This is a genomic window from Micromonospora sp. NPDC005237 (assembly GCF_040607775.1).
Classification (GTDB): Bacteria; Actinomycetota; Actinomycetes; order Mycobacteriales; family Micromonosporaceae; genus Micromonospora.
Genome location: NZ_JBEXHJ010000001.1, coordinates 951,914 through 972,545, shown reverse-complemented (window position 1 = coordinate 972,545; position 20,632 = coordinate 951,914). Strand labels below are relative to the sequence as shown.

Sequence of the window (20,632 nt, the reverse complement as noted above, 5' to 3'; positions counted from 1 at the left end):
GTGCCGTCACTTCGGCGAGTCCAGCTCGTAGTACGGGTTGTAGATGACCTTGCGGTCGTCGCGCATGGCCACCCGGCCGCGCGCGGTCAGGTGCCGCCCCGGCTCGATCCCGGAGATGTGCCGCCGGCCCAGCCAGACCAGGGTGACGACGTCGCTGCCGTCGTACAGGTCGGCCTCGAGGGTGGGCAGGTTGGTGCGCGGCGTGTAGACCACGGTGCGCAGCCGACCGGCGACCGAGACCAGCTGGCCCCGGGAGCACTGCTGGGCCAGGACACCGCCGCAATCGGCGCTCTCCTGCCGCAGCTCCTGCGCGTCGATCTCGGCCTCGCTGGCGGTGAACCGTTGCAGGATGCGCCGCAGCGACACCCGGCTCTCGTCGGTCTTCATGACCTCCGCGTCACCCTCTCCACGCTCGCCGGCGCTGGCCGGCACCGGCCCAGCTCCGGCGACGCCGGAACCGTCCCGCCAGCGTACGCCGACGGGGCCGGTTCCGGCGGGCCGGTGGGCGCTCGGTCAGACCTGGCGGGGCTCGGCGGCGGCGGACGTGTCCCCGCCCTCGGCGTCGGCCTGGTCGGCGATCTCGCGGGGCAGTCGCAGCGGCAGCGGCTCACGGACCGGTTTCGCCTCCTGGCCACGGTCGACCACCAGGCCGTCCAGGCACTCGGCGAGCGGCCCGGCGCTGGCCGGGTCGGTGGCCACCGGGCCCTGGAAGACGCCCCGGACCATCCAGCGCGGCCCGTCGACGCCGACGAACCGCAGGTTCGTCGGGCCGTCCGGGGTGCGCACCTGGGCGTGCAGCTCCGGGCCGTACTCGCCCTCGACCTCCTGGGCGGCGGCGCCGTCGCTCAGCAGCGACTGTCGGATCTCCTCGCGCACCTCGTCCCAGATCCCCTCGGACCGGGGGGCGGCGAAGACGCCGAGCTGCAGCGCGTTGTCCCCGTGCACCAGCACCACCTGCTGGATCACGCCCTGCGGGTCGGCCTGCACCCGCACCTCCACCTCGGCCACCGCCGGGATGTGCAGGCTGCCGAGGTCGAGTCGCTGCACGTCGTCGTCGACCTCGGAGATGTCGTACGGCCCGCGCACGAGCGCCGGCGCCGACGTCCCGGTGCCCTCGTCGAGGACCTCGGTGGTCCGCTCGTCGCGGGTGTGCCGCCCGGCATCGGCCCGCTTTCGGGAGAAGATCACTGCGCCCACCCTCCGCTGTTCACAATCACCCTGCCACCTCTTCCGTCTGCCCGTGGCCCGGCTCGGCCGGCCGCTGGTCGGCCCACTCCTGGCCGGCCGGTGACGGCACCAGCCCGGCGTGCCCGCCGGTCGAGCCGTGCCCGCCGGCCCCGCGCGAGGACCCGGGCAGCTCGGCCACCGGCTCGAACCGCGCCCGCGCGACCCGCTGGACCACGAGCTGGGCGATCCGGTCGCCACGGGAGATCTTCGCGGGCGTGTCCCGATCATGGTTGATCAGGTTGACCATGATCTCACCCCGGTAGCCGGCGTCGACCGTACCGGGCGCGTTGAGCACCGTCACGCCGAGCCTGGCCGCCAGGCCGGACCGAGGGTGGACCAGGCCCACGTAGCCGTCCGGCAGGGCGACGGCCACGCCGGTGGGCACCAGGGCCCGACCGCCGGGCGGCAGCTCCACGTCCGCGGCGGCCACCAGGTCGGCCCCGGCGTCGCCGGGATGGGCGTACGTGGGCAGCGGCAGCTCGGCATCGAGCAGCCGTACGGGCACGGGTACGACGTCGGTCACGGGTCCCCTCTTCGTCCGGTTGTCTCCGGTGACCCTGCCATCCTGCCGGTTGGCCGGCCCGCCGTGCGCCGTACCCTCGCAGGAGTGAGCATGTCGCCCTCCCCGTCCGCCGATCGGCCGCCAACCCCGGCCCGTCCGGCGTACGCCGAACGGCTGGACCTGCCCTGGTGGCTGTGGCTGACCGGGCTGGTGGCCGCCGCGCTGCTGGCCGTCGAAATCTGGATGGGCGGCCCCGGCGTCCGGGCCTGGCTGCCCTTCGCGGTGCTGCTGCCGGTCACCGCCGCCGGGCTGTGGTGGCTGGGCCGGATCCGCGTCGCGGTCGCCGACGCCGAGCTGCGGGTGGACGACGCCCGGCTGCCGGTGCGCTTCGTGGCCGACGTGATCCCGTTGGACGTGGCCGGCCGCCGTGAGGTGCTCGGGGTGGGCGCGGACCCACTCGCCTTCGTGGTGCAGCGGCCCTGGATCGGCGGCGCCGTGCAGGTGGTGCTCGACGACCCCGCCGACCCGACCCCGTTCTGGGTGGTGAGCACGAGGCGTCCGGTCGAGTTGGCCGAAGCGGTGCTGGCCGCGCGGGACGCCGGCCGGCCTGCCGACCGTACGGCCGGCGAGCCGGGCTGACCGACGCCGACGACCCCGCTCAGGTGCCCGTCGGCGGGCCGGGCAGGGCCGGCGGTGGCGCCGGCCGGGCGATGCCGCGACGGCGCAGGTCCACCTGGAGCTGGTCGGCCATCTGCCGGGTGGCCCGGCGGTTGAGGAAGCTGGCCACCGCCGCGCCGGTCAGGAACGGCCCGAGCGTGGTGAGGTTGCGCCCGAATCGGCGCAGCAGCATGTCCCGCATCTCCTTGCGGGCGGCGGTGCCGAGCACCGCGCCCACGCCCACACCGGGCACCATCGGGTTGACCCCGCGCTGGGTGGCCCAGGAGTGCACCAGGGCCACCGCTCGTTGGCTGCCGGCGCTTGGCAGCGACACGCCGTGGATCTCGTGCAGCTCACCGATCAGTTTCAGCTCCACCGCCACGACGGCGACCGTCTCGGCGGCGAGCAGCACGGGCGCGGAGAGCAGCGTGGGCGCGACGGTCCATTCGACGGCGGCGACTCCCCCGCCGGCCGCGCCGATCCCGGCGGTGGCGCGGGAGGCGTTGCGGATCAGTCGCTCGGCCAGGGCGGCGTCGTCCAGGCCGGGAAAGTGTCGACGCAGGGTGGCCAGGTCCCGCACCGGTACGTGCGGGGCGATCTCGGCCACCGTGTCGGTCATCCAGCGCACGGCGGCGCGGGGCTTGAACAGGTCGGAAATGCCTCGGCTGCGGGCCTGCCCCACCATCCGGGTGAGCAGTTGCCGCCGCCGGGCCGGCTTGATGTCGTCCGCGGTCAACGCCGCGACGGTGGCGCCGAGATCGTCCGCGCCGTCGTCGGTGGTGTCGCCTCGATCGCTCATGGGTCGGACCTCCCGGTGGTGTGGCTACCCGCTACGAGTCAAACAGGTACCCACCGGCGTCGCACGCCTACACCGGTAGCGGCGGCCCCGATCAGGAGGCCGCCGCCGGTGTCGTGAGTGTCAGACGCACTCTCGGCAGATCAGCTCGCCGTTGCGCTCGACCGCCAGCTGGCTGCGATGGTGGACCAGGAAGCAGCGGGCGCACCGGAACTCGTCCTGCTGCATCGGTAGCACCTTGACAGTGAGCTCCTCGTCGGCCAGGTCGGCACCGGGCAGCTCGAAGCTCTCGGCGACCTCGGCCTCGTCGACGTCCACCGCGCCCGACTGTGAGTCGACGCGCCGTGCCTTGAGCTCTTCCAGGCTGTCCTCGCCGAGGTCGACCTCGTCGCGACGCGGGGCGTCGTAGTCGGTGGCCATCGGATGTCACTCTCCCATATCGATGTTGTCGCTTCCGGTTGTAACGCCGGACGACGCTGTTTCGGTTCCGCTGGCCGGCAACCACTTGTGTCGGGCACCCGACCCGCGGGACCGTACGGGTCGGGACCGCTGGGGCCACTCCCCTGCGAGCGCGGAACCTTACCCCCCCTTGGGCGAGGCATGTATACCGCCCTTGCGGCTGAGATGTACGCCCCCGCACGCGAAGTTGTTCCCAATGTGATTCAGGCGACACGAAGATAGGGGTAGTAGTACCCGGTTCAGGGTCGGCGCGCCGGCATGTCGGACTGTTTCCACGCGACGGCCGGACAACCGTTAACCTCAGCGGCGTATTCGACGGCCGGCGGTCAGTGCGATCGTTGGCGGCCGCCGCCACCCACCTGAGGTCCCGGGAGCGCCCAGATGAGTTTTGCGCGAGTGCGAGCACTCGTCGTCGTCGGCCTGCTGGGGGTCCTGGCCCTGGCGTTCGTGATCACCGCGATCGTCCGCGACAGCCAGGGCGAGGCCGGCGCGGCGGGCGGCTGCCCGGACGGTTGGCCGTTGGCCGACGTCACCCTGCACGAGCCCAAGGACGTCAAGATCAACGTCTTGAACGCGACCGACGAGCCGGGCCGGGCGGGCGCCGTCGCCGACGACTTCCGCAACCGCAAGTTCCAGGTCAAGAAGGTCGGCAACGCGCCCAAGGGCATCGACGACGTCGCCGTGCTGAAGTTCGGCCCCAAGGGCGTCAGCTCCGCCCACCTGCTCAAGGCGTACTTCCTCAACAACGCCGAGCCGGTCTACGACGACAAGCGCACCGACGACACCGTGGACGTGGTGTTGGGCAACGGCTTCCAGCAGCTCGCCACCACCACCGAGGTCAACCAGTCCCTCGGCGACCTGGGCCCACCGGTCGCGCCGGCGGGCTCCTGCCCGTCCCCCGCCGCCAAGAAGTGACGGCGTAACCGGGCCGTCCGCCCCGCGCCGAGCATCCGGGTCCACCCCGGCGGAGCGGTCAGGGGCCGCCGGAGGCGTCCAGGGCGGCCAGCCGGTCGTGCAGCCCGGCGAAGAGGGCGGGCGGGGCCGCGATCACCAGGTCCGGGCCGGGCGGGCGACCGGCCAGGCCGGAGACCCGCACGCCCGCCTCGGCGGCCACCAGCCCGCCGGCGGCCAGGTCCCAGGCGGCCAGGCCCTTCTCGAAGTACGCGTCCAGCCGCCCCTCCGCCACCAGGCAGAGGTCCAGGGCGGCGGCGCCGAGGCGGCGGATGTCCCGCACCGACGCGATCAGTCCGGCCACCACCGACGCCTGGTGCGCCCGTCGGCCGGCGTCATAGCCGAAGCCGGTGCCGACCAGCGCCTGCCCCAGATCCGTCTCGCCGGAACAGCGCAGCCGGACGCCATCGCGCCAGGCGCCGCCACCAGCGGTGGCGGTCCACTCCTCGCCGGTGTGCACGTTGCGCACCACGCCGGCGACCACCACCCCGTCCACCTCGGCGGCCAACGACACCGCGCTGTACGGCAACCCGTAGAGGTAGTTCACGGTGCCGTCGATCGGGTCGACGATCCACCGCACGCCGCCCGGCTCCGCCGGACCGGTGTCCTCCGTGCCGTACTCCTCGCCCAGGACCGCGTCCCCCGGCCGCAGCGCGCGCAGCGCGTCGAGGACCTGCCGCTCGACGGCCCGGTCGGCCGCCGTGACCACGTCGGTGACCGTGCTCTTGGTCGCCGCCACGGAGACGCCCTCGACCCGCATCCGGTACGCGGTGGCGGCGGCGTCCCGCGCCACGTCGAGCGCGATCGCCAACAGTTCCCGCGGTGTCGGCGCCGAACGGTCCATTCCAGGGTCCCTTCCCGTACGACCGGGGCGTTCCGGGCCGTGCGCGAGTATCATCCTTACAAAGTCCACATCTGCGCCGAATCGGCGGTCCCGCTGCCGTTACGCCGTGCGGCGCAGGATGATCGCCGCAGACGGCGTTACAATTCACCCCTGCCCACGCGCCACGGACCGCCGACCACCGGCCGGCCCGGGACACGGGGGTCCCTCAACCACATCGCCCGGCCCGGTTGCCCCACGCTGTGCCGGACGACCCGGCCGTGCCCGCTCTTCGCCTCCGGAAGGTCATTCGTGACAGAACCCCGCCAGCCCGGCGCCGACGTTCGCTCGCTCACCGACACCCTGATCGCCCACGCGCAGAGCGCCGGTGGTCAGCTCACGTCGGCCCAGCTCGCGCGCACCGTTGAGACCGCCGAGGTGACTCCGGCCCAGGCCAAGAAGATCCTGCGGGCGCTCTCCGAGGCGGGAGTGACCGTTGTGGTGGACGGCTCGGCGAGCACCCGCCGCCGGGTCGCCGCGGCCCGCTCGACGACCCCCGCGTCCCGGGCCACCACCGCCAAGACCACCAAGAAGGCCGCCGCGCCCGCCCCGAAGCAGGCGCCCGCCTCCGACGCGGCGCCGTCGACGCCGGCGCCGCGCAAGGTGGCCGCTCGCAAGGCCGCCGGCAGCACCGCCGAGGTCGCCGCCGCCGCGGCCACCCCGGCGAAGGCGACCAAGTCCACCCGCGCCACCAAGGCGACTGTCGCCGCGGCGGCCGGAGCCAAGCCGGTCAAGGCCGGCGGCAAGGCCAAGGGCGAGGGCGCCGAGGGTGAGATCGACCCCGAGGAGCTCGCCGCCGTCATCGAGGACGTGGTGGTGGAGGAGCCGGCCGAGCTGGCCCAGGCCGCCGAGACCGACGCCGCTGCGTCGGCCACCGACAACGACTTCGAGTGGGACGACGAGGAGTCCGAGGCGCTCAAGCAGGCCCGGCGCGACGCCGAGCTGACCGCCTCCGCCGACTCCGTCCGGGCGTACCTGAAGCAGATCGGCAAGGTCCCGCTGCTCAACGCCGAGCAGGAGGTGGAGCTGGCCAAGCGGATCGAGGCCGGGCTCTACGCCGCCGAGCAGCTGCGCGCGGCCGACGAGGGCGAGGAGAAGCTCGCCCGGGAGATGGTCCGCGACCTGGGCTGGATCTCCCGCGACGGCGAGCGCGCCAAGAACCACCTCCTCGAGGCCAACCTCCGTCTGGTCGTCTCCCTGGCCAAGCGGTACACGGGGCGCGGCATGGCCTTCCTGGACCTCATCCAGGAGGGCAACCTCGGCCTCATCCGCGCGGTGGAGAAGTTCGACTACACCAAGGGCTACAAGTTCTCCACGTACGCCACCTGGTGGATCCGGCAGGCCATCACCCGCGCCATGGCCGACCAGGCCCGCACCATCCGCATCCCGGTGCACATGGTCGAGGTCATCAACAAGCTCGGCCGCATACAGCGCGAGTTGCTCCAGGACCTGGGCCGCGAGCCCACTCCCGAGGAGCTGGCCAAGGAGATGGACATCACACCCGAGAAGGTGCTGGAGATCCAGCAGTACGCTCGGGAGCCCATCTCGTTGGACCAGACCATCGGCGACGAGGGTGACAGCCAGCTCGGTGATTTCATCGAGGATTCCGAGGCTGTGGTCGCCGTCGACGCGGTCTCGTTCTCGCTCCTGCAGGACCAGCTCCAGCAGGTGCTGCAGACGCTCTCCGAGCGTGAGGCGGGTGTGGTACGCCTGCGCTTCGGCCTGACCGACGGTCAGCCGCGGACGCTGGACGAGATCGGTCAGGTCTACGGGGTGACCCGGGAGCGGATCCGGCAGATCGAGTCCAAGACGATGTCCAAGCTGCGTCACCCGTCCCGGTCGCAGGTCCTCCGGGATTACCTGGACTGAGCCGGTTTCGTCAACCGGACGTGTCGTTTTGATCACCTGGTGTGCAACACCAGATGGTGATCGTCCGGATGCACGAATGTGATCGTTGACGTGGCACCCTGGGTTCACGGCACACTGTCCCTGCCATGTGTGACCTCGGTCCCCCGCGGGCACACAGGGAAGGCAGTGCCCGGCACGGGTGTTGCACGATAGGTGAGCAACGACCGAAGAGATTGTTCATCGGTGACGACCAGAGGAGGAAGGCGATGAACTCGACCCTCACGCCGCCGCCCGAGACGGTGGTTCCCCCAGCCGCCGATGAACGGTGCGACCGCTGCAATGCTGCCGGCAAGCTCCGGATCACCCTGGCGGGTGGGAGCGAACTGGTGTTCTGCGGGCACCACGCGAACAAGTACGCGGAGGATCTCGTGAAGATCACCGAGCGGTTCGCAACGGAGCCCGACTTCAGCTGGCGTGGCGCCGATCTGATGGCGAACTAAATCCGCAAACCGACATAGCCGGCCGGAGGCACCCCACGGGGCGCCTCCGGTCGGCTTTTCACTTTCTGCCCAACCGCGCCCCGCGACTCACCGGCGTCGCACGCTCGGTGCACGGGGGCTAGAGGGTCTGCACGGTGGCGATGCGTTCCTCGAGCTGCTCGATGGTGGCCTGGGCGCTCGGCGGGCCGCCGCAGAGCCGGCGCAGCTCGGCGTGGATCTTGCCGTGGGGTTGGCCGGTGCGATGGTGCCGGGCGGCCACCAGAGCGTTCAGTTGACGCCGGAGCGCCACGCGGCGTTGGGCGGCACTCATGGGTACCGGCGGTGCCGCGGTGGCCGCAGCGGCCGGCTGAGCGGCCCGCTCGGCGGTACGGCGGCGCTGGGCGGCGAGTTGGTCGGCCTGCCGTTTGGTGAGCAGCAGGGAGACCTGGTCGGCGGTGAGCAGGCCGGGCAGGCCGAGGTACTCCTCCTCCTCGGGGGTGCCGGCCTGGGCGGCGGTCCCGAACGACGCGCCGTCGAAGATCACCTGATCCAGTTCGGCGGTGGCCGAGAGCGCGGCAAACCGCTTCTCCAACTCCCCGCTGGCCTGGTCGTCACGCTGTGCCCGTTCCAGCAGCTCGTCGTCGAAGCCGTCGGAGTCCTTGGGTTTGCCGAGGACGTGGTCCCGCTCGTTCTCCATCTCGCTGGCCAGCCCGAGCAGGTGCGGCACGCTGGGCAGGAAGACCGACGCGGTCTCGCCGGGGCGGCGGGCCCGCACGAACCGGCCGATCGCCTGGGCGAAGTAGAGCGGGGTGCTGGCGCTGGTGGCGTAGACACCGACCGCCAGTCGCGGGATGTCGACCCCCTCGGACACCATCCGCACCGCGACCAGCCACCGCTGGTCGGACGCCGCGAACGTCGCGATCCGCGCGGACGCGCCCTGGTCGTCGGAGAGCACCACGGTGGCCTTCTCGCCGGTCACCTGCTCGATGAGCTTGGCGTAGGAGCGGGCGGTCTGCTGGTCGGTGGCGATGATCAGGCCACCGGCGTCGGGCATGCCGGCGTTGCGCAGCACGGTGAGTCGGGCGTCGGCGGCTCGCAGCACCTGGGGCATCCAGTCCCCCGCCGGGTCCAGGGCGGTACGCCACGCCTGCGCCACCAGATCCTGGGTCATCGGCTCGCCGAGGCGGGCCGCCAACTCGTCCCCCGCGTTGGTGCGCCAGCGGGTCTCCCCGGAGTACGCGAGGAAGAGCACCGGCCGGACAACTCCGTCGCGCAGCGCGTCGGCGTAGCCGTAGACCGAGTCGGCGTGGGAGCGCAGCAGCCCGTCACCGCCCCGCTCGTAGGTGACGAACGGAATCGGGTTGTCGTCGGAGCGGAACGGCGTACCGGTGAGCATCAGCCGGCGTACGGCGGGCTCGAAGGCGTTCTTGACGCCGTCGCCCCAGGAGCGGGAGTCGCCGGCGTGGTGGATCTCGTCGAGGATGACCAGGGTGCGGCGGGTCATGGTGCGCCGCCGGTGCACCTGCGGGGCCATCCCCACCTGGGCGTAGGTGACCACCGCGCCGTGGAAGTCGGCCGCCGAGTGCACGTCGGCGTTGCGGAACGCGGCGTCGAGCTGAATGCCCACCCGGGCCGCGGACTCGGCCCACTGGTTCTTCAGGTGCTCGGTGGGCGCGACCACGGTGACCGCCTCGACGGTGCCGTCGCCGAGCAGTTCGGCGGCGATCCGCAGGGCGAAGGTGGTCTTTCCGGCGCCCGGCGTGGCGACCGCGGTGAAGTCCTCGGTACGCCGTCGCAGGTACTCCACCAGGGCCTTGCGCTGCCAGGCACGGAGTGCCGGGAACGTCTCGAGCACCGGCGTCCGGGCTGCCACGCGAAAGCTCCTCTCCGACCGCACGAGGGCGGACACCGGGCGAGGGCCACGAGTACCGCCGCCCATGAAAACGCCTCCGCGCAGAAGCTGCCGCGAAGGCCGACTCAGCATAACCAGCGCGGGCCCGCGGGCCCAGGCGACACCACGCCTGTCACATTCACCACCGGAGCACGGTCAGCCTCACCACTCCCGGTCGGCGCGCGGATCGGCCCCGTTCGCACGCGGTGGCCGCAGCGTCGCCACCGGGGCGGACCAGCGGCGGCGCAACGCGATCAGGCGCAGCCCGACCACCCCGACAGCGGCGGCGGTGAGTGGTGCCGGCCCGGTGTGGCCGGTGACGTACAGCAACGCCACCGCGACCGATCCGGCCAGGGCGGCCACCGCGTAGATCTCCCGGCGCAGCACCACCGGGATCTCGGCGGTCAGCAGGTCCCGGCCGAGCCCGCCGCCGATCGCGGTGAGCATGCCGATCAGGCAGGCGCCGACCGCCGGCACCCGGGCGTCGAGCGCCTTGAGCGTGCCGGTGACGGTGAACAGACCGAGGCCCGCCGCGTCGAGCACCAGCACCGTGGTGCGCAGTCGGGCGAGCTGTGGGTGCAGCCAGAAGACGGCGAGCGCGGTAATCGCCGCGGTGGCGGCGTACCGCCAGTCGGCGAAGGCGAGCGGCGGTACCTCGTCGATGACCAGGTCGCGGAGGATCCCGCCGCCGAGCGCGGCCACGAAGCCGACGAACGCGACGCCGAACAGGTCGAGTCGTTTGGCCACCGCCGCCGAGGCGCCGGAGGCGGCGAAGACCGCCACTCCGGTCAGGTCGGCGAGGAGCAGGGCGGTGGAGGTGGTCACCGCCGCAGGCTACGTCGCCGGCCGGAGCGCCGGCCGGGGTTCACTCGCGGTACGAGTCGTAGATCTCCTTGCACTTGGGGCAGACCGGCGAGCCCGGCTTGGCCGCCTTGGTGACCGGGAAGGTCTCCCCGCAGAGCGCGACGACGAAGGTGCCCATGACGGCACTCTCGGCGATCTTCTCCTTGCGGACGTAGTGGAACATCTCGGGACCGGTGTCGGCGTCCTTCAGTTCCGGACGCTCGAGAACCTCTGTGCTCACGTCTGCACCTCCAACCGTCAAGTTTGGCAGGTCATCACGGCCGGGTCCACTTGAGCACGGTCGGGGTCCCACCCCGTACCGTGCCGGTGTGACTGACTTTCGCATCAGCTACGGCACCGAGGTGGCCGTTGCCCTGCGCGACGGCCGGCCCGTCGTCGCCCTGGAGAGCACCATCGTCTCGCACGGCCTGCCCCGTCCGCAGAACCTGCGGGTGGCTCGGGAGATCGAACAGGCGGTCCGGGACGCCGGGGCGGTGCCGGCGACGATCGGCATGATCGGTGGCGAGCTGGTGGTCGGCCTGGACGACGCGCAGCTGACCCGGCTGGCCACCGTCGATGGCGTGACGAAGCTCTCCGTCCGCGACCTGGCCGTGGCGGCGGCGACCGGCGCGGACGGCGCCACCACCGTCGCGGCGACCAGCGCGGTGGCCGCCGCCGCCGGGATCGGGGTGTTCGCGACCGGCGGCCTGGGCGGGGTGCACCGGGAGGCGGCGCACACCTTCGACGAGTCGGCCGACCTGGTCACCCTGGCCCAGACCCCGATCACTGTGGTCTGCGCCGGGGTCAAGTCGATCCTCGACGTGGGCGCGACGCTGGAACGCCTGGAGACCCTCGGGGTCGCCGTCATCGGCTATCGCACCCGCCGGTTCCCCGGCTTCTATCTCACCGACGCGGGCTTCGACCTGGACTGGTCGGTGGACTCGCCGGAGCAGGTCGCCGCCGTGCTGGCCGCCCGGGACGGGCACGCCGTGCACCTCGGGGGTCTGCTCGTCGCCAACCCGCTGCCGGTCGACGAGCAGCTCGACCCGGAGCTGCACGACCGGACCCTCGCCGAGGGCCTGGCCCTGCTGGAGCGGGACGGGGTGACCGGCAAGGCCGTGACGCCGTACCTGCTGGCGCACTTCCACTCGGCCACCGAGGGCGCGAGCCTGGCGGTGAACGTCCGGATCATCCTGCGCAACGCCGATTTGGCCGCGCGCATCGCGGTCGCCGCGGTCGCCCGCACCTCCGCCGTCCCGGCATGACCCGTCCGGCCCGTGTGGTCGTCGTCGGGGACGTGATCACCGACGTGGTGGCGGTGCTGTCCGGGCCGCTCGCGGCCGGTTCGGACACCGGGGCCGAGATCAGTTTCGGCGGCGGCGGGCAGGCGGCCAACACCGCCGCCTGGATCGCCGCGCAGGGGGTGGCCGTCACGCTCGTCGGCGCGGTCGGCGACGACGACGCCGGGCGCGACCGGATGGCCGAGCTGGACCACGCGGGCGTGGACTGCGCGGTCGAGCGGGTGGTGGACGCCCCGACCGGCACGGTGATCGTGCTGGCCGCCGACGGCGAGCGGACCATGGTCACGTCGCGGGGCGCGAACCTCGCGTTGAGCGCCGAGCACGTGGAGAAGGCCCTCGCGGCAGTGCCCGACGCGGGGCATCTGCACCTGTCCGCGTACACCCTGTTGGACGCCGGGTCGCGCGGCGCGGGGTTGCGGGCGCTGGCCGCCGCCCGCGAGCGCGGGCTCACCACAAGCGTCGACGCGGCGTCCGCGGCGCCGCTGCGGCGGGTCGGCGCGCGGACCTTCCTGGGTTGGGTACGCGACGTCGACCTGCTGCTGGTCAACGCGGACGAGGCCACGGTGCTGGCCGGCGGGCTGGACCCGGCGGCACAGGGGCGCGCGCTGTCGGCGACGGCTCGGCGGGTGGTGGTCAAACGTGGCGCGGCGGGAGCGGTGTGGGTCGACCGCACGACGCCGGTCTGCACGGCTCCGGCCCGCCGGGTGGCGGTGGTGGACGTCACGGGCGCGGGCGACGCCTTCGCGGCCGGTCTGCTCACCGCGTGGCTCGCCGGCGCCAGCCCGACCGCGGCACTGAGCCGCGCCACCGACCTGGGCGCGCTGGCCGTCTCCACAGCCGGCGCACGGCCGCAGCCGTAAGGGCCGGCGCACGGCCGCAGCCGCAGCACGGCCGTGACGGTCGAGCCCTGGCCCGCTCGCGGGTCAGGGCTCGACGTCGATGACCTTGTGCGGGCGCTCGTCGGCGGTGAGACTCATCGGCGGCGCCTCGTCCTGCCGCCGGGGATGGAACCGATTGGCCAGCCGGTGCTCCTCCTTCGGCGGCCGGTCGTTGGCCAGCAGCACGGCCAGCCACGGAATGAGCACCATGCCGAGGGCGCACAGCGGCAGCCAGACCCAGAGCAGTGGGGCGTTCGCGCCGACCAGGATCGCGCCGGCGATGATGCAGGCCACCCGGATGCCCATCATGAGGACGTAGCGGCGCTGACGGCTGGTGAGCTGATCATTCTGGCTGCGCGAGGCATCGGTGATCAGAATCGGCTGGTACGCCTGACGCTTCACCATGGACCTCCTCGAAGGGATTACGTCCCATCCTGTCACCACGGAGGCGTGATCAGCGAAAATTGACCCAGTCTCCGGTACGTGTTACGCGCGTGGTACGCTGCGCGATGTGGGCAGCAGGTTCAGCTTCACCGACGAGGCGTTGGCCAACCTGAGGGTCTACGACGTCACACCCGGGGAAGTCTGGGAGGCGCTGCACAGCGCGCGGCGGGTCATCCGCCACCTGGGCGACGACGTGATGGTGGTCTACGCCGCCGCCCGACGGGGCCGCCGCCTGGCGGTGCTGCTCGCCGAGGCCGACGGCACCGACAACGACTGGGACATCCTCTCCGCCCGCGAGCTGAGCGACGTCGAGTCGAAGCGCTACGACGAGGCCGTGCGGAGAGATCGCCGATGAGGAGGCCGTGACGATGCACCGTAACGACGCGACCATGCAGTTCCACAGCGGCGACGACCGGCTCGCCGACCTGATCGACGACAGCCCGGCGGTGGACCTGCCCACCCCCGACACCGACGTGCCGATGGTGAGCCGATCAGTGCGGCTGCCGCTGGAGACCTACGAGCGGGTCCGCGCCGCCGCCGACGCCCGGGGCATCGGGGTCACCACGCTGATGCGGCAGTGGATCGAGGCCGGCCTGGCCGACCTGGACGACTCCGCCACCGTCTCCCTCGCCGACGTCCGGCGGGCGCTGGCGTCGCTGGCCCACCCGACCGCCGCCTGAGCGTCAGCCCCCCGCAGCCTTCGCCGCCGCCTTCATCTGCTGCTTGTACTCCCGCACCCGGCGCAGCGAATCGGCGTCGGTGACGTCCGCCACCGACCGGTACGCGCCGGGATCGCCGTACCCGCCGGCCGCCTCCCGCCAGTTCTGCGGGGTCACCCCGAACCGCTTGCCGAGCAGGGCCACGAAGATCTGCGCCTTCTGCTTGCCGAAGCCGGGCAGCCCGGCGACCCGCCGCAGCAGCTCCGGCCCGTCGGCGACGTCGGCCCAGAGCAGCGCGGCGTCCCCGTCGTAGCGCTCCACGAGCACCTGGCAGACCTCCTGCACCCGGGCCGCCATCGCCTTGGGGAACCGGTGCAGCGCGGGCGGCTGGGCGAAGATCGCGACCAGGGCTTGCGGGTCGTAGCCGGCCAGCTCCGCCGCGTCCAGGTCGTGGCCGAGGCGCTGGGCGAGCACGTACGGCGAGGAGAACGCCTTCTCCATCGGCACCTGCTGATCCAGGGTCATGCCGATGAGCAGGGCCAGCGGACTTCGCTCCAGCAGCCGGTTGGCCTCCGGATCGATGGGCAGCACGAGCGTCATGCTCTGATGATGCCGCACCCGATCGGTACTGCCGGTTGGGTAGGTAGCAATCGGAACGAGGTTCGATAGGGTCTGCGGGCTGGTGTGAACAGACGCGCAGGAGTCGAGCTGCCATGATGGCGAACCAAGTGACGGCTCGACGTGTCTGACGGGGTCAGCGTGAGAGACCGATGGATCTATCACTTCACGCACGTGGACAACATCGAAGCAATCTTCAGTTCAGGCCGGGTCGCGTGCGACATCACTGCACGCGAGGGTCTTACCCGCACTGAGGTCGGCGACCGGGCAATCAAGGAGTCTCGCCGACGACGACCAGTGCTCGCCGGGCCAGGTGGACAGGTGGGTGACTACGTCCCGTTCTACTTTGCTCCCAGATCGCCCATGATGTACCGAATCGCCTGCGATCACCGGGACAGCAAGCCGAATTGCTATCCCGGGGGCGATCGGCCGCTGGTCTACCTCTTGACTACCGTCGGATCTGCGGTCGATGGCGCATCAGGATGGGTCGGGACCGACGGCAACGCCGCCACCGCTACCACGGAGTTCACGGCCGACCTCCGGGCGCTGAACGAGATGGTCGACTGGCCGCTCATGACAGCCGAGCGATGGAACAACACCGCCGAAGACATGGACCGCCAACGCAGGCGACAGGCGGAATTCCTCGTTCATCAGGAGTTGGATACGCGGCTGATCAAGTGGGTTGGTGTTCACGATGATCATCACCGGTCGCGGGCGCTGGCGCTCCTAGCAGGGCATCCACTCACGGAGCGCGTTATCGTCAGGCCCAAGTGGTACTACGGGTACGGAAGGAGGTGAGAAGCATGATCGAAGATGGCCACGGCAACCTGCTCACCGCTGAGGTCGACGCTCTCGTCAACACGGTCAACACGGTGGGTGTAATGGGCAAGGGCATCGCTCTGCAGTTCAAACGGGCATTCCCGGCAAACTTCCGCGCCTACCGAGCTGCCTGCGCAAGGGGTGAGGTTCGCTTGGGCGAGGTCTGGACGTTCGACAACGCCATACTCGGCCACCGGCGATACATCTTGAACTTTCCAACCAAGGGACACTGGCGGGGCAGGTCGCATCTAGAGGACATCGCTGCTGGCCTCCGCTCGCTGGTAGAAGTGGTCAACGAGCGAGGTATCACTTCCGTCGCCATACCCGCCCTAGGCTGCGGCAACGGTGGTTTGCGGTGGAGCGACGTTCGTCCGTTGATTGAGCAGGCAGCCGCTCGTATGCCTAACGTACGCGTCGTGGTCTTCGCTCCGGAAGGAGCTCCAGCGCCTGCCGCCATGCCGAACGCAACGCCAGTCCCCGCCCTGACCCCCCTCCGCGCCGTACTACTGATCGCCATCGCCCGATATCTCGACCGTGCTCGACTTCAGGAGGTTCGGGAGGGGATCAGCGAGTTGGAGATCCAGAAGCTCGCCTACTTCCTCCAGGTTCTAGGCACACCGCTGAAGTTGGCGTTCAACCGGGGAACCTACGGGCCCTACGCGCCGACCCTTGGCCACGTGCTGGACAGCCTTGAAGGCCACTACCTGTCAGGCATAGGGGACCGGTCTGCACCGGTCACTCAGTTCGCGCCGATCAACCCCCTTCCGCAGAGCGTTGAGGCAGCCGAAACTGCGCTACGAGGCGAAGATGAGATCGTCCGCCGCGTCAACGAGCTGCTTGAGCTGGTCGACAGCTTCGAAACGCCTTACAGTCTCGAACTACTCGCCACGGTGCACTTCGCCTCTATTCAGGCGCCTCCGACAGCCGAACCGGCCGAATTGGCCGATCGAGTGGCGTCTTGGAGTCTGCGCAAGGCACGCATGTTCACCGACAAGCACGTACGGGTGGCCGCAGCCCGGCTCCAGGAGCATGAGCTTCTGCCAGCCTGACAGGAACGAGTCACTTCCTATGGGCAGGGCAGGCTCTGGTCCAGGGTCATGCCGATGAGCAGGGCCAGCGGACTGCGCTCCAGCAGCCGGTTGGCCTCCGGATCGATGGGCAGCACGAGCGTCATACCTGCCATCTTGCCTGGCGCGCCGATCCGGGCGGCCGCCGACGCTCCGGCAGTCGTCCGGCGGGTGCTGCCGACGCGGGGCGGGGCGAAAGGCAGGATGAGGGCGTGGACGAACACGACATGCTGCTCTCCCCCGCCGGCGTCGACGCGCTGCGGACCGCGCTGACCCGAACGGGGTTCACCAGCCACGGCATCGCCGAGCGGCTGGGCGCGCAGGCCACCGCTGCGGTCTCCCGCAACGACTACCGGGCCGCGCTGCGCGCCACCGAGGACGGCGACCCGCTCGGCACCCTGATCCGGGTGTTCATCTGCGACCAGACCGAGCCGGAGGCCGCGGTGGCTGCCGCGCTGGCGCCGCTCAGCCTTGCGGAGGCGCTGGCGGGCGGGCTGGTCGAGCGGTACGGCGGCGGTCTGCGTGCCGGCGTCGACCTGGAGCCGTACGGCGACGACTGGTGGGTGCTCGCCGACGTGCCGGCCAGCGCCCGGCCGGGTCGTCCGCTGCACGCCGAGCACGTGCTGGGCATCGGCGGCGCCACCCAGACCCTGATCGGCGCGACCGTGCGCCGGCGGGTGGGCAGCGCGCTGGACCTGGGCACCGGCTCCGGCGTCCAGGCCCTGCACCTGGCCACCCACGCCGACACGGTGACCGCCACGGACCTCTCCGAGCGGGCTCTGCGCTTCGCCGCGACCACCGCCGCTCTCAACGGCCAGGACTGGGAGCTGCTGCGGGGTGACCTGGTCGCCCCGGTGGCCGGCCGTCGCTTCGACCTGGTGGTGAGCAACCCACCGTTCGTGGTCGGTCCGGGCACCACCACGCACGTCTACCGCGACTCGGGCCGGGTGGGTGACGCGATCGCCGCCGAACTGGCCTCCGCCGCCCCCGGCCTGCTCACCGAGGGCGGCACCATGCAGTACCTGGCGAACTGGGTGCACGTCGCCGGCGAGGAGTGGGACGAGCGGGTGGCCGGCTGGTTCGCCGGCACCGGCCTGGACGCCTGGGTGATCCAGCGCGAGGTGGCCGACCCGATGGCGTACGTCGACCTGTGGCTCACCGACGTCGGCGAGGGCGCCGACCCGCAGCGGGCGGCCGTCTGGCTGGACTGGTTCGACGCGCACAAGATCGAGGCGATCGGCTTCGGCATCGTGTCTCTGCGCCAGGGTGGGCACGCCGACCCGGTGGTCCGCGTGGAGGACCTGCGTCAGCGGGTCCAGCCGCCGCTGGGCGACCAGATCGGCGCCTGGTTCGACCGCCAGGACTTCCTGCGGGTACGCGACACCGAAGCGCTGCTCGCCGAGCGCTACCGGGCCACCGACGGCCTCCAGCTGCGTCAGGAGGCCACCATGGGCGACGAGGGCTGGGCGGTGGACCGGCAGGTGCTCGCGATGCCGCACGGCCTGCGCTGGACCGAGGAGATCGACCCGCTGGTGCTGGCACTGGTCGGTGGGGCCGACGGCCGGCTGCCGCTGCGCGACCAGCTCGCCCTGCTCGCGGCGGCCCACGACGTCGAACCCGCGGAGATGGCCGAGGCCGCCGGCCCGATCGTCGCGCACCTGGTGGAGCGCGGCTTCATCGAACCGGTGACCGCGTGATCCCGGTGCTGTGCGCGGTGGCGCGCTGATGCGGGCGGTGGTGCAGACCGTCGGGCGGGCCAGCGTGACCGTCGACGGTGAGGTGGTCGGCGCGATCGAGAACGGCCTGCTGGTGCTGCTCGGAGTGACCCACACCGACACCGCGCAGACCGCTCAGACCATGGCGCGCAAGGTGCACGAGCTGCGCATCCTGGACGGTGAACGGTCCGCCGCCGACACCGGCGCGCCGATCCTGCTGGTCAGCCAGTTCACCCTCTACGGCGACGCCCGCAAGGGCCGCCGTCCAAGCTGGACGGCGGCAGCCCCCGCCGAGGTCGCCGAACCCCTGGTGACAGCGGTGGTCGACGCCCTACGCGAACGAGGCGCCAAGGTCGAAACGGGCCGCTTCCGAGCCCACATGCTGGGGGAAAGCCTCAACATAGGCCCCCAAACCCTCCTCCTAGACCTCTAACCCCCGCCCCTCTTCCCGGTGATCAAGAGGTTTGCGTCAGAATCCGGCCCCAAGGTGACGCAAAGCTCTTGATCACCGGGGCAGCCGGGGGTCAGGAGAAGAGGCCTCGGCGGGACAGGGACTGGCGGAGCCAGGTGTCCAGCTCGGCGGTCCAGTCGGTGTTGTCGGCGGTGGCGTGCTCGACCGTGAACCGGCCGAAGGCGTCCCGGCCCTCGGTGAAGACGCCGCCCCGCCTGTCTACCTCCAGCACCACCTGCATCTGTCGCGCGTCGGCGATGAAGGTGACCTCCAACTGGTTGATCGAGCGGGCGTACTGCGGTGCCGGGCTGAACTCGATCTCCTGGTAGAAGGGCAACGTCTGCCGTACGCCGTAGAGGTGTCCACGCTCCACATCGGCGCGCGCGAACCGGAAGCCCAGCCGCAGCAGCGCCTCCAGCAGCCGCTCCTGGGCGGGCAGCGGGTGCACCGACACGGCGTCCAGGTCACCCGTGTCGACGGCGCGGGCGACCTCCAGCTCGGTCCGCAGCCCCATCGTCATGCCGTGCAGGTGCTGCCCGTACAGCTCGGTGACGGGTGTCTCCCAGGGCACGTCGAAGCGGAACGGGAGATCGTGGCGCTGCCCCGGCTCCAGCCGGAACGCACCGGTGACCCGCTGACGGTGGAACTCCTGGGTGGTGTCGTAGTCGTTGCCGCCGCTCTCCACCTCGACCCGGGTGACCAGGCCGAGCGTGACGTCGTCGATGTCGACCTGATGGTCGCCGCCGAGCACCTGGACGTGGCCCTCCAACTGCCCGCCGGGGCGGCAGTTCGGGTTGGCGAGCACCGTCTCGACCGAGGGGCCGCCGACCCCCATCGCCTTCATGAGCCGCTTGAAGACCACACCGTCCTCCATCGTCGGACCACGCCGACCCGGGGCGGCCGACCGTCCGCAACGTAGCCGGGCCGGGCACGCAACCGCCGGGATGACACACCGCGGCAACGATCCGGCCGGATTCCTGTCGGGTGCCCGATCGCCTCACTCCCGTTTCACGCCCTGCCCGCCAAGCTGTGTGTCACACCGGCACCACTGGGCCGGAGACACGGCACAGACGTGGACACGGGGAGAGACAGAGATGGTCCTGCAGATGACGGAACACCGGACGCGCCCGGCCACCAGCACCGAGACCAACGGGGCCGCCGAGGCCCTCGCCGACCTGGACGCCACCGACGAGCGCGGCATCTCCACCGACCTGGTCCGGGCGTACCTGAACGGGATCGGCCGGACGAAGCTGCTGACCGCGGCGCAGGAGGTCGACCTGGCCCGGCGGATCGAGGCCGGCCTGTTCGCCGACGAGAAGCTCGCCACCTGCACCCCGGTCTCCGAGGAGCTGCGGGCCGACCTGGAGCTGATCATCGCCGAGGGCCGCGCCGCCAAGGACCACCTGTTGGAGGCGAACCTGCGGCTGGTGGTCAGCATCGCCAAGCGCTACACCGGACGCGGGATGGCCTTCCTCGACCTGATCCAGGAGGGCAACCTCGGGCTCATCCGGGCGGTGGAGAAGTTCGACTACGCCAAGGGTTACAAGTTCTCCACGTACGCCACCTGGTGGATCCGGCAGGCGATCACCCGTGCCATGGCCGACCAGGCCCGCACCATCCGCATTCCCGTACACATGGTCGAGCAGGTCAACCGGATGGTCCGGGCCCGCCGGGAACTGGCGGTGACGCTGGGTCGCGAGCCAGGAGTCGCCGAGGTCGCCCGGGCCCTGGACATCCCCGAGTTCCAGGTCATCGAGCTGATCTCGTACGACCGCGAGCCGGTCAGCCTGGACCAGGCCGTCGGCGACGACGGCGAGAGCGCGCTCGGTGACTTCGTGGCCTCGGTGGACCCGCGCACCGACCCGGGCGAGGGTGCCGCGCAGGGCGAACTGCGCAACGAGGTGAGCATCGTGCTGGCCACGCTGTCGCAGCGGGAGCAGGCGGTCATCCGGCTCCGGTTCGGGCTGGACGACGGTCGGCAGCGCACCCTGGACGAGGTCGGCCGCGAGTTCGGCCTGTCCCGCGAGCGCATCCGGCAGATCGAGAAGGTGACGTTGCTGAAGCTGCGCGCTCCGGAGCGGGCGCAGCGCCTGGAGGCGTACGCCTGCTGACGCACCGGATGAGCAGGGAAGGTCCCGGCGGTTCGC

The 20,632-nt window shown here is 71.6% G+C and carries 25 protein-coding genes; 13 read left to right on the top strand and 12 right to left on the bottom strand.

What is annotated here, in order from left to right:
- Window positions 1–6: 6 nt before the first annotated feature.
- The 3 genes from ABZT87_RS04640 to dut form a co-directional block, all read right to left on the bottom strand.
- Window positions 7–387: an OB-fold nucleic acid binding domain-containing protein gene (locus ABZT87_RS04640; RefSeq protein ID WP_354862496.1), complete on the bottom strand. Its 381-nt coding sequence runs from the start codon at window positions 385–387 to the stop codon at window positions 7–9.
- A gap of 126 nt (window positions 388–513) precedes the next feature.
- Complete coding sequence (locus ABZT87_RS04635; protein ID WP_354862498.1) at window positions 514–1,188, bottom strand: DUF3710 domain-containing protein; 675 nt, start codon at window positions 1,186–1,188, stop codon at window positions 514–516.
- 25 nt (window positions 1,189–1,213) lie between these two features.
- Window positions 1,214–1,750 carry a dUTP diphosphatase gene (dut, locus tag ABZT87_RS04630; RefSeq protein ID WP_354862500.1) on the bottom strand — a complete coding sequence of 179 codons (537 nt, stop codon included), beginning with the start codon at window positions 1,748–1,750 and terminating at the stop codon, window positions 1,214–1,216.
- A gap of 90 nt (window positions 1,751–1,840) precedes the next feature.
- On the opposite strand from dut, the gene ABZT87_RS04625 reads away from it, so the two are divergent.
- Window positions 1,841–2,368 (top strand): DUF3093 domain-containing protein, encoded by a 528-nt coding sequence (locus tag ABZT87_RS04625; RefSeq protein ID WP_354862502.1) that lies wholly within the window; start codon window positions 1,841–1,843, stop codon window positions 2,366–2,368.
- 19 nt (window positions 2,369–2,387) lie between these two features.
- Here the strand turns inward: ABZT87_RS04625 and ABZT87_RS04620 are convergent, their stop codons facing one another.
- The gene (locus tag ABZT87_RS04620) at window positions 2,388–3,185 is read right to left on the bottom strand and encodes a hypothetical protein (RefSeq protein WP_354862504.1); all 798 of its coding nucleotides are present in this window, start codon (window positions 3,183–3,185) and stop codon (window positions 2,388–2,390) included.
- Between the two features lie 120 nt (window positions 3,186–3,305).
- Window positions 3,306–3,602 carry a DUF4193 domain-containing protein gene (locus ABZT87_RS04615; RefSeq protein WP_007075406.1) on the bottom strand — a complete coding sequence of 99 codons (297 nt, stop codon included), beginning with the start codon at window positions 3,600–3,602 and terminating at the stop codon, window positions 3,306–3,308.
- 435 nt (window positions 3,603–4,037) lie between these two features.
- Between ABZT87_RS04615 and ABZT87_RS04610 the strand changes: the two genes are divergently transcribed.
- Window positions 4,038–4,556 carry a LytR C-terminal domain-containing protein gene (locus ABZT87_RS04610; RefSeq protein ID WP_354862507.1) on the top strand — a complete coding sequence of 173 codons (519 nt, stop codon included), beginning with the start codon at window positions 4,038–4,040 and terminating at the stop codon, window positions 4,554–4,556.
- A gap of 58 nt (window positions 4,557–4,614) precedes the next feature.
- On the opposite strand, the gene ABZT87_RS04605 is transcribed toward ABZT87_RS04610, so the two are convergent.
- Window positions 4,615–5,436 carry an inositol monophosphatase family protein gene (locus tag ABZT87_RS04605; RefSeq protein ID WP_354862506.1) on the bottom strand — a complete coding sequence of 274 codons (822 nt, stop codon included), beginning with the start codon at window positions 5,434–5,436 and terminating at the stop codon, window positions 4,615–4,617.
- Between the two features lie 288 nt (window positions 5,437–5,724).
- On the opposite strand from ABZT87_RS04605, the gene ABZT87_RS04600 reads away from it, so the two are divergent.
- Complete coding sequence (locus tag ABZT87_RS04600) at window positions 5,725–7,341, top strand: RNA polymerase sigma factor (protein ID WP_355133600.1); 1,617 nt, start codon at window positions 5,725–5,727, stop codon at window positions 7,339–7,341.
- Window positions 7,342–7,586: 245 nt separating this feature from the next.
- Window positions 7,587–7,820, top strand: a complete 234-nt coding sequence (locus tag ABZT87_RS04595) for a hypothetical protein (protein WP_234587953.1) — start codon at window positions 7,587–7,589, stop codon at window positions 7,818–7,820.
- A gap of 118 nt (window positions 7,821–7,938) precedes the next feature.
- Here ABZT87_RS04595 and ABZT87_RS04590 read toward each other — a convergent pair whose 3' ends face one another.
- The 3 genes from ABZT87_RS04590 to ABZT87_RS04580 all read right to left on the bottom strand — a co-directional run bounded on the left by ABZT87_RS04590 (window position 7,939) and on the right by ABZT87_RS04580 (window position 10,774).
- Window positions 7,939–9,672 (bottom strand): DEAD/DEAH box helicase, encoded by a 1,734-nt coding sequence (locus ABZT87_RS04590; protein ID WP_355133598.1) that lies wholly within the window; start codon window positions 9,670–9,672, stop codon window positions 7,939–7,941.
- Between the two features lie 180 nt (window positions 9,673–9,852).
- Window positions 9,853–10,515, bottom strand: coding sequence for a trimeric intracellular cation channel family protein (locus ABZT87_RS04585; protein ID WP_354863159.1), 663 nt, complete (start codon window positions 10,513–10,515; stop codon window positions 9,853–9,855).
- Between the two features lie 40 nt (window positions 10,516–10,555).
- A complete protein-coding gene (locus tag ABZT87_RS04580; RefSeq protein ID WP_007456912.1) occupies window positions 10,556–10,774 on the bottom strand; it encodes a DUF3039 domain-containing protein in 219 nt (72 codons plus the stop codon).
- An 88-nt stretch (window positions 10,775–10,862) separates the two neighbouring features.
- Here ABZT87_RS04580 and ABZT87_RS04575 point away from each other — a divergent pair, with 88 nt between their 5' ends.
- Both ABZT87_RS04575 and ABZT87_RS04570 read left to right on the top strand, forming a co-directional pair.
- Window positions 10,863–11,798 carry a pseudouridine-5'-phosphate glycosidase gene (locus tag ABZT87_RS04575; RefSeq protein WP_355133596.1) on the top strand — a complete coding sequence of 312 codons (936 nt, stop codon included), beginning with the start codon at window positions 10,863–10,865 and terminating at the stop codon, window positions 11,796–11,798.
- On the top strand, window positions 11,795–12,694 hold the full coding sequence (locus ABZT87_RS04570; RefSeq protein ID WP_355063986.1) for a PfkB family carbohydrate kinase: 900 nt from the start codon (window positions 11,795–11,797) through the stop codon (window positions 12,692–12,694). Before ABZT87_RS04575 ends, ABZT87_RS04570 begins: the two co-directional genes overlap by 4 nt.
- 63 nt (window positions 12,695–12,757) lie before the next feature.
- Here ABZT87_RS04570 and ABZT87_RS04565 read toward each other — a convergent pair whose 3' ends face one another.
- A complete protein-coding gene (locus tag ABZT87_RS04565) occupies window positions 12,758–13,117 on the bottom strand; it encodes a DUF3099 domain-containing protein (RefSeq protein ID WP_354861180.1) in 360 nt (119 codons plus the stop codon).
- A 106-nt stretch (window positions 13,118–13,223) separates the two neighbouring features.
- Between ABZT87_RS04565 and ABZT87_RS04560 the strand changes: the two genes are divergently transcribed.
- Both ABZT87_RS04560 and ABZT87_RS04555 read left to right on the top strand, forming a co-directional pair.
- The gene (locus ABZT87_RS04560) at window positions 13,224–13,511 is read left to right on the top strand and encodes a hypothetical protein (protein WP_124771959.1); all 288 of its coding nucleotides are present in this window, start codon (window positions 13,224–13,226) and stop codon (window positions 13,509–13,511) included.
- Window positions 13,512–13,524: 13 nt separating this feature from the next.
- A complete protein-coding gene (locus ABZT87_RS04555; protein WP_355133700.1) occupies window positions 13,525–13,836 on the top strand; it encodes a hypothetical protein in 312 nt (103 codons plus the stop codon).
- A 3-nt stretch (window positions 13,837–13,839) separates the two neighbouring features.
- Here the strand turns inward: ABZT87_RS04555 and ABZT87_RS04550 are convergent, their stop codons facing one another.
- Entirely contained in the window at window positions 13,840–14,415 is a 576-nt protein-coding gene (locus ABZT87_RS04550) for an HhH-GPD-type base excision DNA repair protein (protein ID WP_355133594.1), read from the bottom strand.
- Between the two features lie 141 nt (window positions 14,416–14,556).
- Here ABZT87_RS04550 and ABZT87_RS04545 point away from each other — a divergent pair, with 141 nt between their 5' ends.
- The 4 genes from ABZT87_RS04545 (at window position 14,557) to dtd (ending at window position 18,467) form a co-directional block, all read left to right on the top strand.
- Window positions 14,557–15,231, top strand: a complete 675-nt coding sequence (locus tag ABZT87_RS04545; protein WP_355133592.1) for a DUF4433 domain-containing protein — start codon at window positions 14,557–14,559, stop codon at window positions 15,229–15,231.
- A gap of 5 nt (window positions 15,232–15,236) precedes the next feature.
- Window positions 15,237–16,301, top strand: coding sequence for a macro domain-containing protein (locus ABZT87_RS04540; protein WP_354861186.1), 1,065 nt, complete (start codon window positions 15,237–15,239; stop codon window positions 16,299–16,301).
- Between the two features lie 230 nt (window positions 16,302–16,531).
- Window positions 16,532–18,016: a methyltransferase gene (locus tag ABZT87_RS04535; RefSeq protein WP_355133590.1), complete on the top strand. Its 1,485-nt coding sequence runs from the start codon at window positions 16,532–16,534 to the stop codon at window positions 18,014–18,016.
- Between the two features lie 28 nt (window positions 18,017–18,044).
- Window positions 18,045–18,467: a D-aminoacyl-tRNA deacylase gene (gene dtd / locus ABZT87_RS04530; protein ID WP_355133588.1), complete on the top strand. Its 423-nt coding sequence runs from the start codon at window positions 18,045–18,047 to the stop codon at window positions 18,465–18,467.
- Between the two features lie 91 nt (window positions 18,468–18,558).
- Here dtd and ABZT87_RS04525 read toward each other — a convergent pair whose 3' ends face one another.
- Window positions 18,559–19,347 (bottom strand): sporulation protein, encoded by a 789-nt coding sequence (locus tag ABZT87_RS04525; RefSeq protein WP_355133698.1) that lies wholly within the window; start codon window positions 19,345–19,347, stop codon window positions 18,559–18,561.
- 232 nt (window positions 19,348–19,579) lie between these two features.
- Here ABZT87_RS04525 and sigB point away from each other — a divergent pair, with 232 nt between their 5' ends.
- A complete protein-coding gene (sigB, locus tag ABZT87_RS04520) occupies window positions 19,580–20,596 on the top strand; it encodes an RNA polymerase sigma factor SigB (RefSeq protein WP_355133586.1) in 1,017 nt (338 codons plus the stop codon).
- The last annotated feature ends 36 nt before the right edge of the window (window positions 20,597–20,632 follow it).

Coding starts and splice junctions, on each gene's coding strand:
- ABZT87_RS04605 (WP_354862506.1), bottom strand. CDS start 5,436: ATGGACCGTTCGGCGCCGACACCGCGGGAACTGTTGGCGATCGCGCTC.
- ABZT87_RS04615 (WP_007075406.1), bottom strand. CDS start 3,602: ATGGCCACCGACTACGACGCCCCGCGTCGCGACGAGGTCGACCTCGGC.
- ABZT87_RS04620 (WP_354862504.1), bottom strand. CDS start 3,185: ATGAGCGATCGAGGCGACACCACCGACGACGGCGCGGACGATCTCGGC.
- ABZT87_RS04565 (WP_354861180.1), bottom strand. CDS start 13,117: ATGGTGAAGCGTCAGGCGTACCAGCCGATTCTGATCACCGATGCCTCG.
- sigB (WP_355133586.1), top strand. CDS start 19,580: ATGGTCCTGCAGATGACGGAACACCGGACGCGCCCGGCCACCAGCACC.
- ABZT87_RS04640 (WP_354862496.1), bottom strand. CDS start 387: ATGAAGACCGACGAGAGCCGGGTGTCGCTGCGGCGCATCCTGCAACGG.
- ABZT87_RS04540 (WP_354861186.1), top strand. CDS start 15,237: ATGATCGAAGATGGCCACGGCAACCTGCTCACCGCTGAGGTCGACGCT.
- ABZT87_RS04570 (WP_355063986.1), top strand. CDS start 11,795: ATGACCCGTCCGGCCCGTGTGGTCGTCGTCGGGGACGTGATCACCGAC.
- ABZT87_RS04595 (WP_234587953.1), top strand. CDS start 7,587: ATGAACTCGACCCTCACGCCGCCGCCCGAGACGGTGGTTCCCCCAGCC.
- ABZT87_RS04625 (WP_354862502.1), top strand. CDS start 1,841: ATGTCGCCCTCCCCGTCCGCCGATCGGCCGCCAACCCCGGCCCGTCCG.
- ABZT87_RS04555 (WP_355133700.1), top strand. CDS start 13,525: ATGCACCGTAACGACGCGACCATGCAGTTCCACAGCGGCGACGACCGG.
- ABZT87_RS04550 (WP_355133594.1), bottom strand. CDS start 14,415: ATGACGCTCGTGCTGCCCATCGATCCGGAGGCCAACCGGCTGCTGGAG.
- dtd (WP_355133588.1), top strand. CDS start 18,045: ATGCGGGCGGTGGTGCAGACCGTCGGGCGGGCCAGCGTGACCGTCGAC.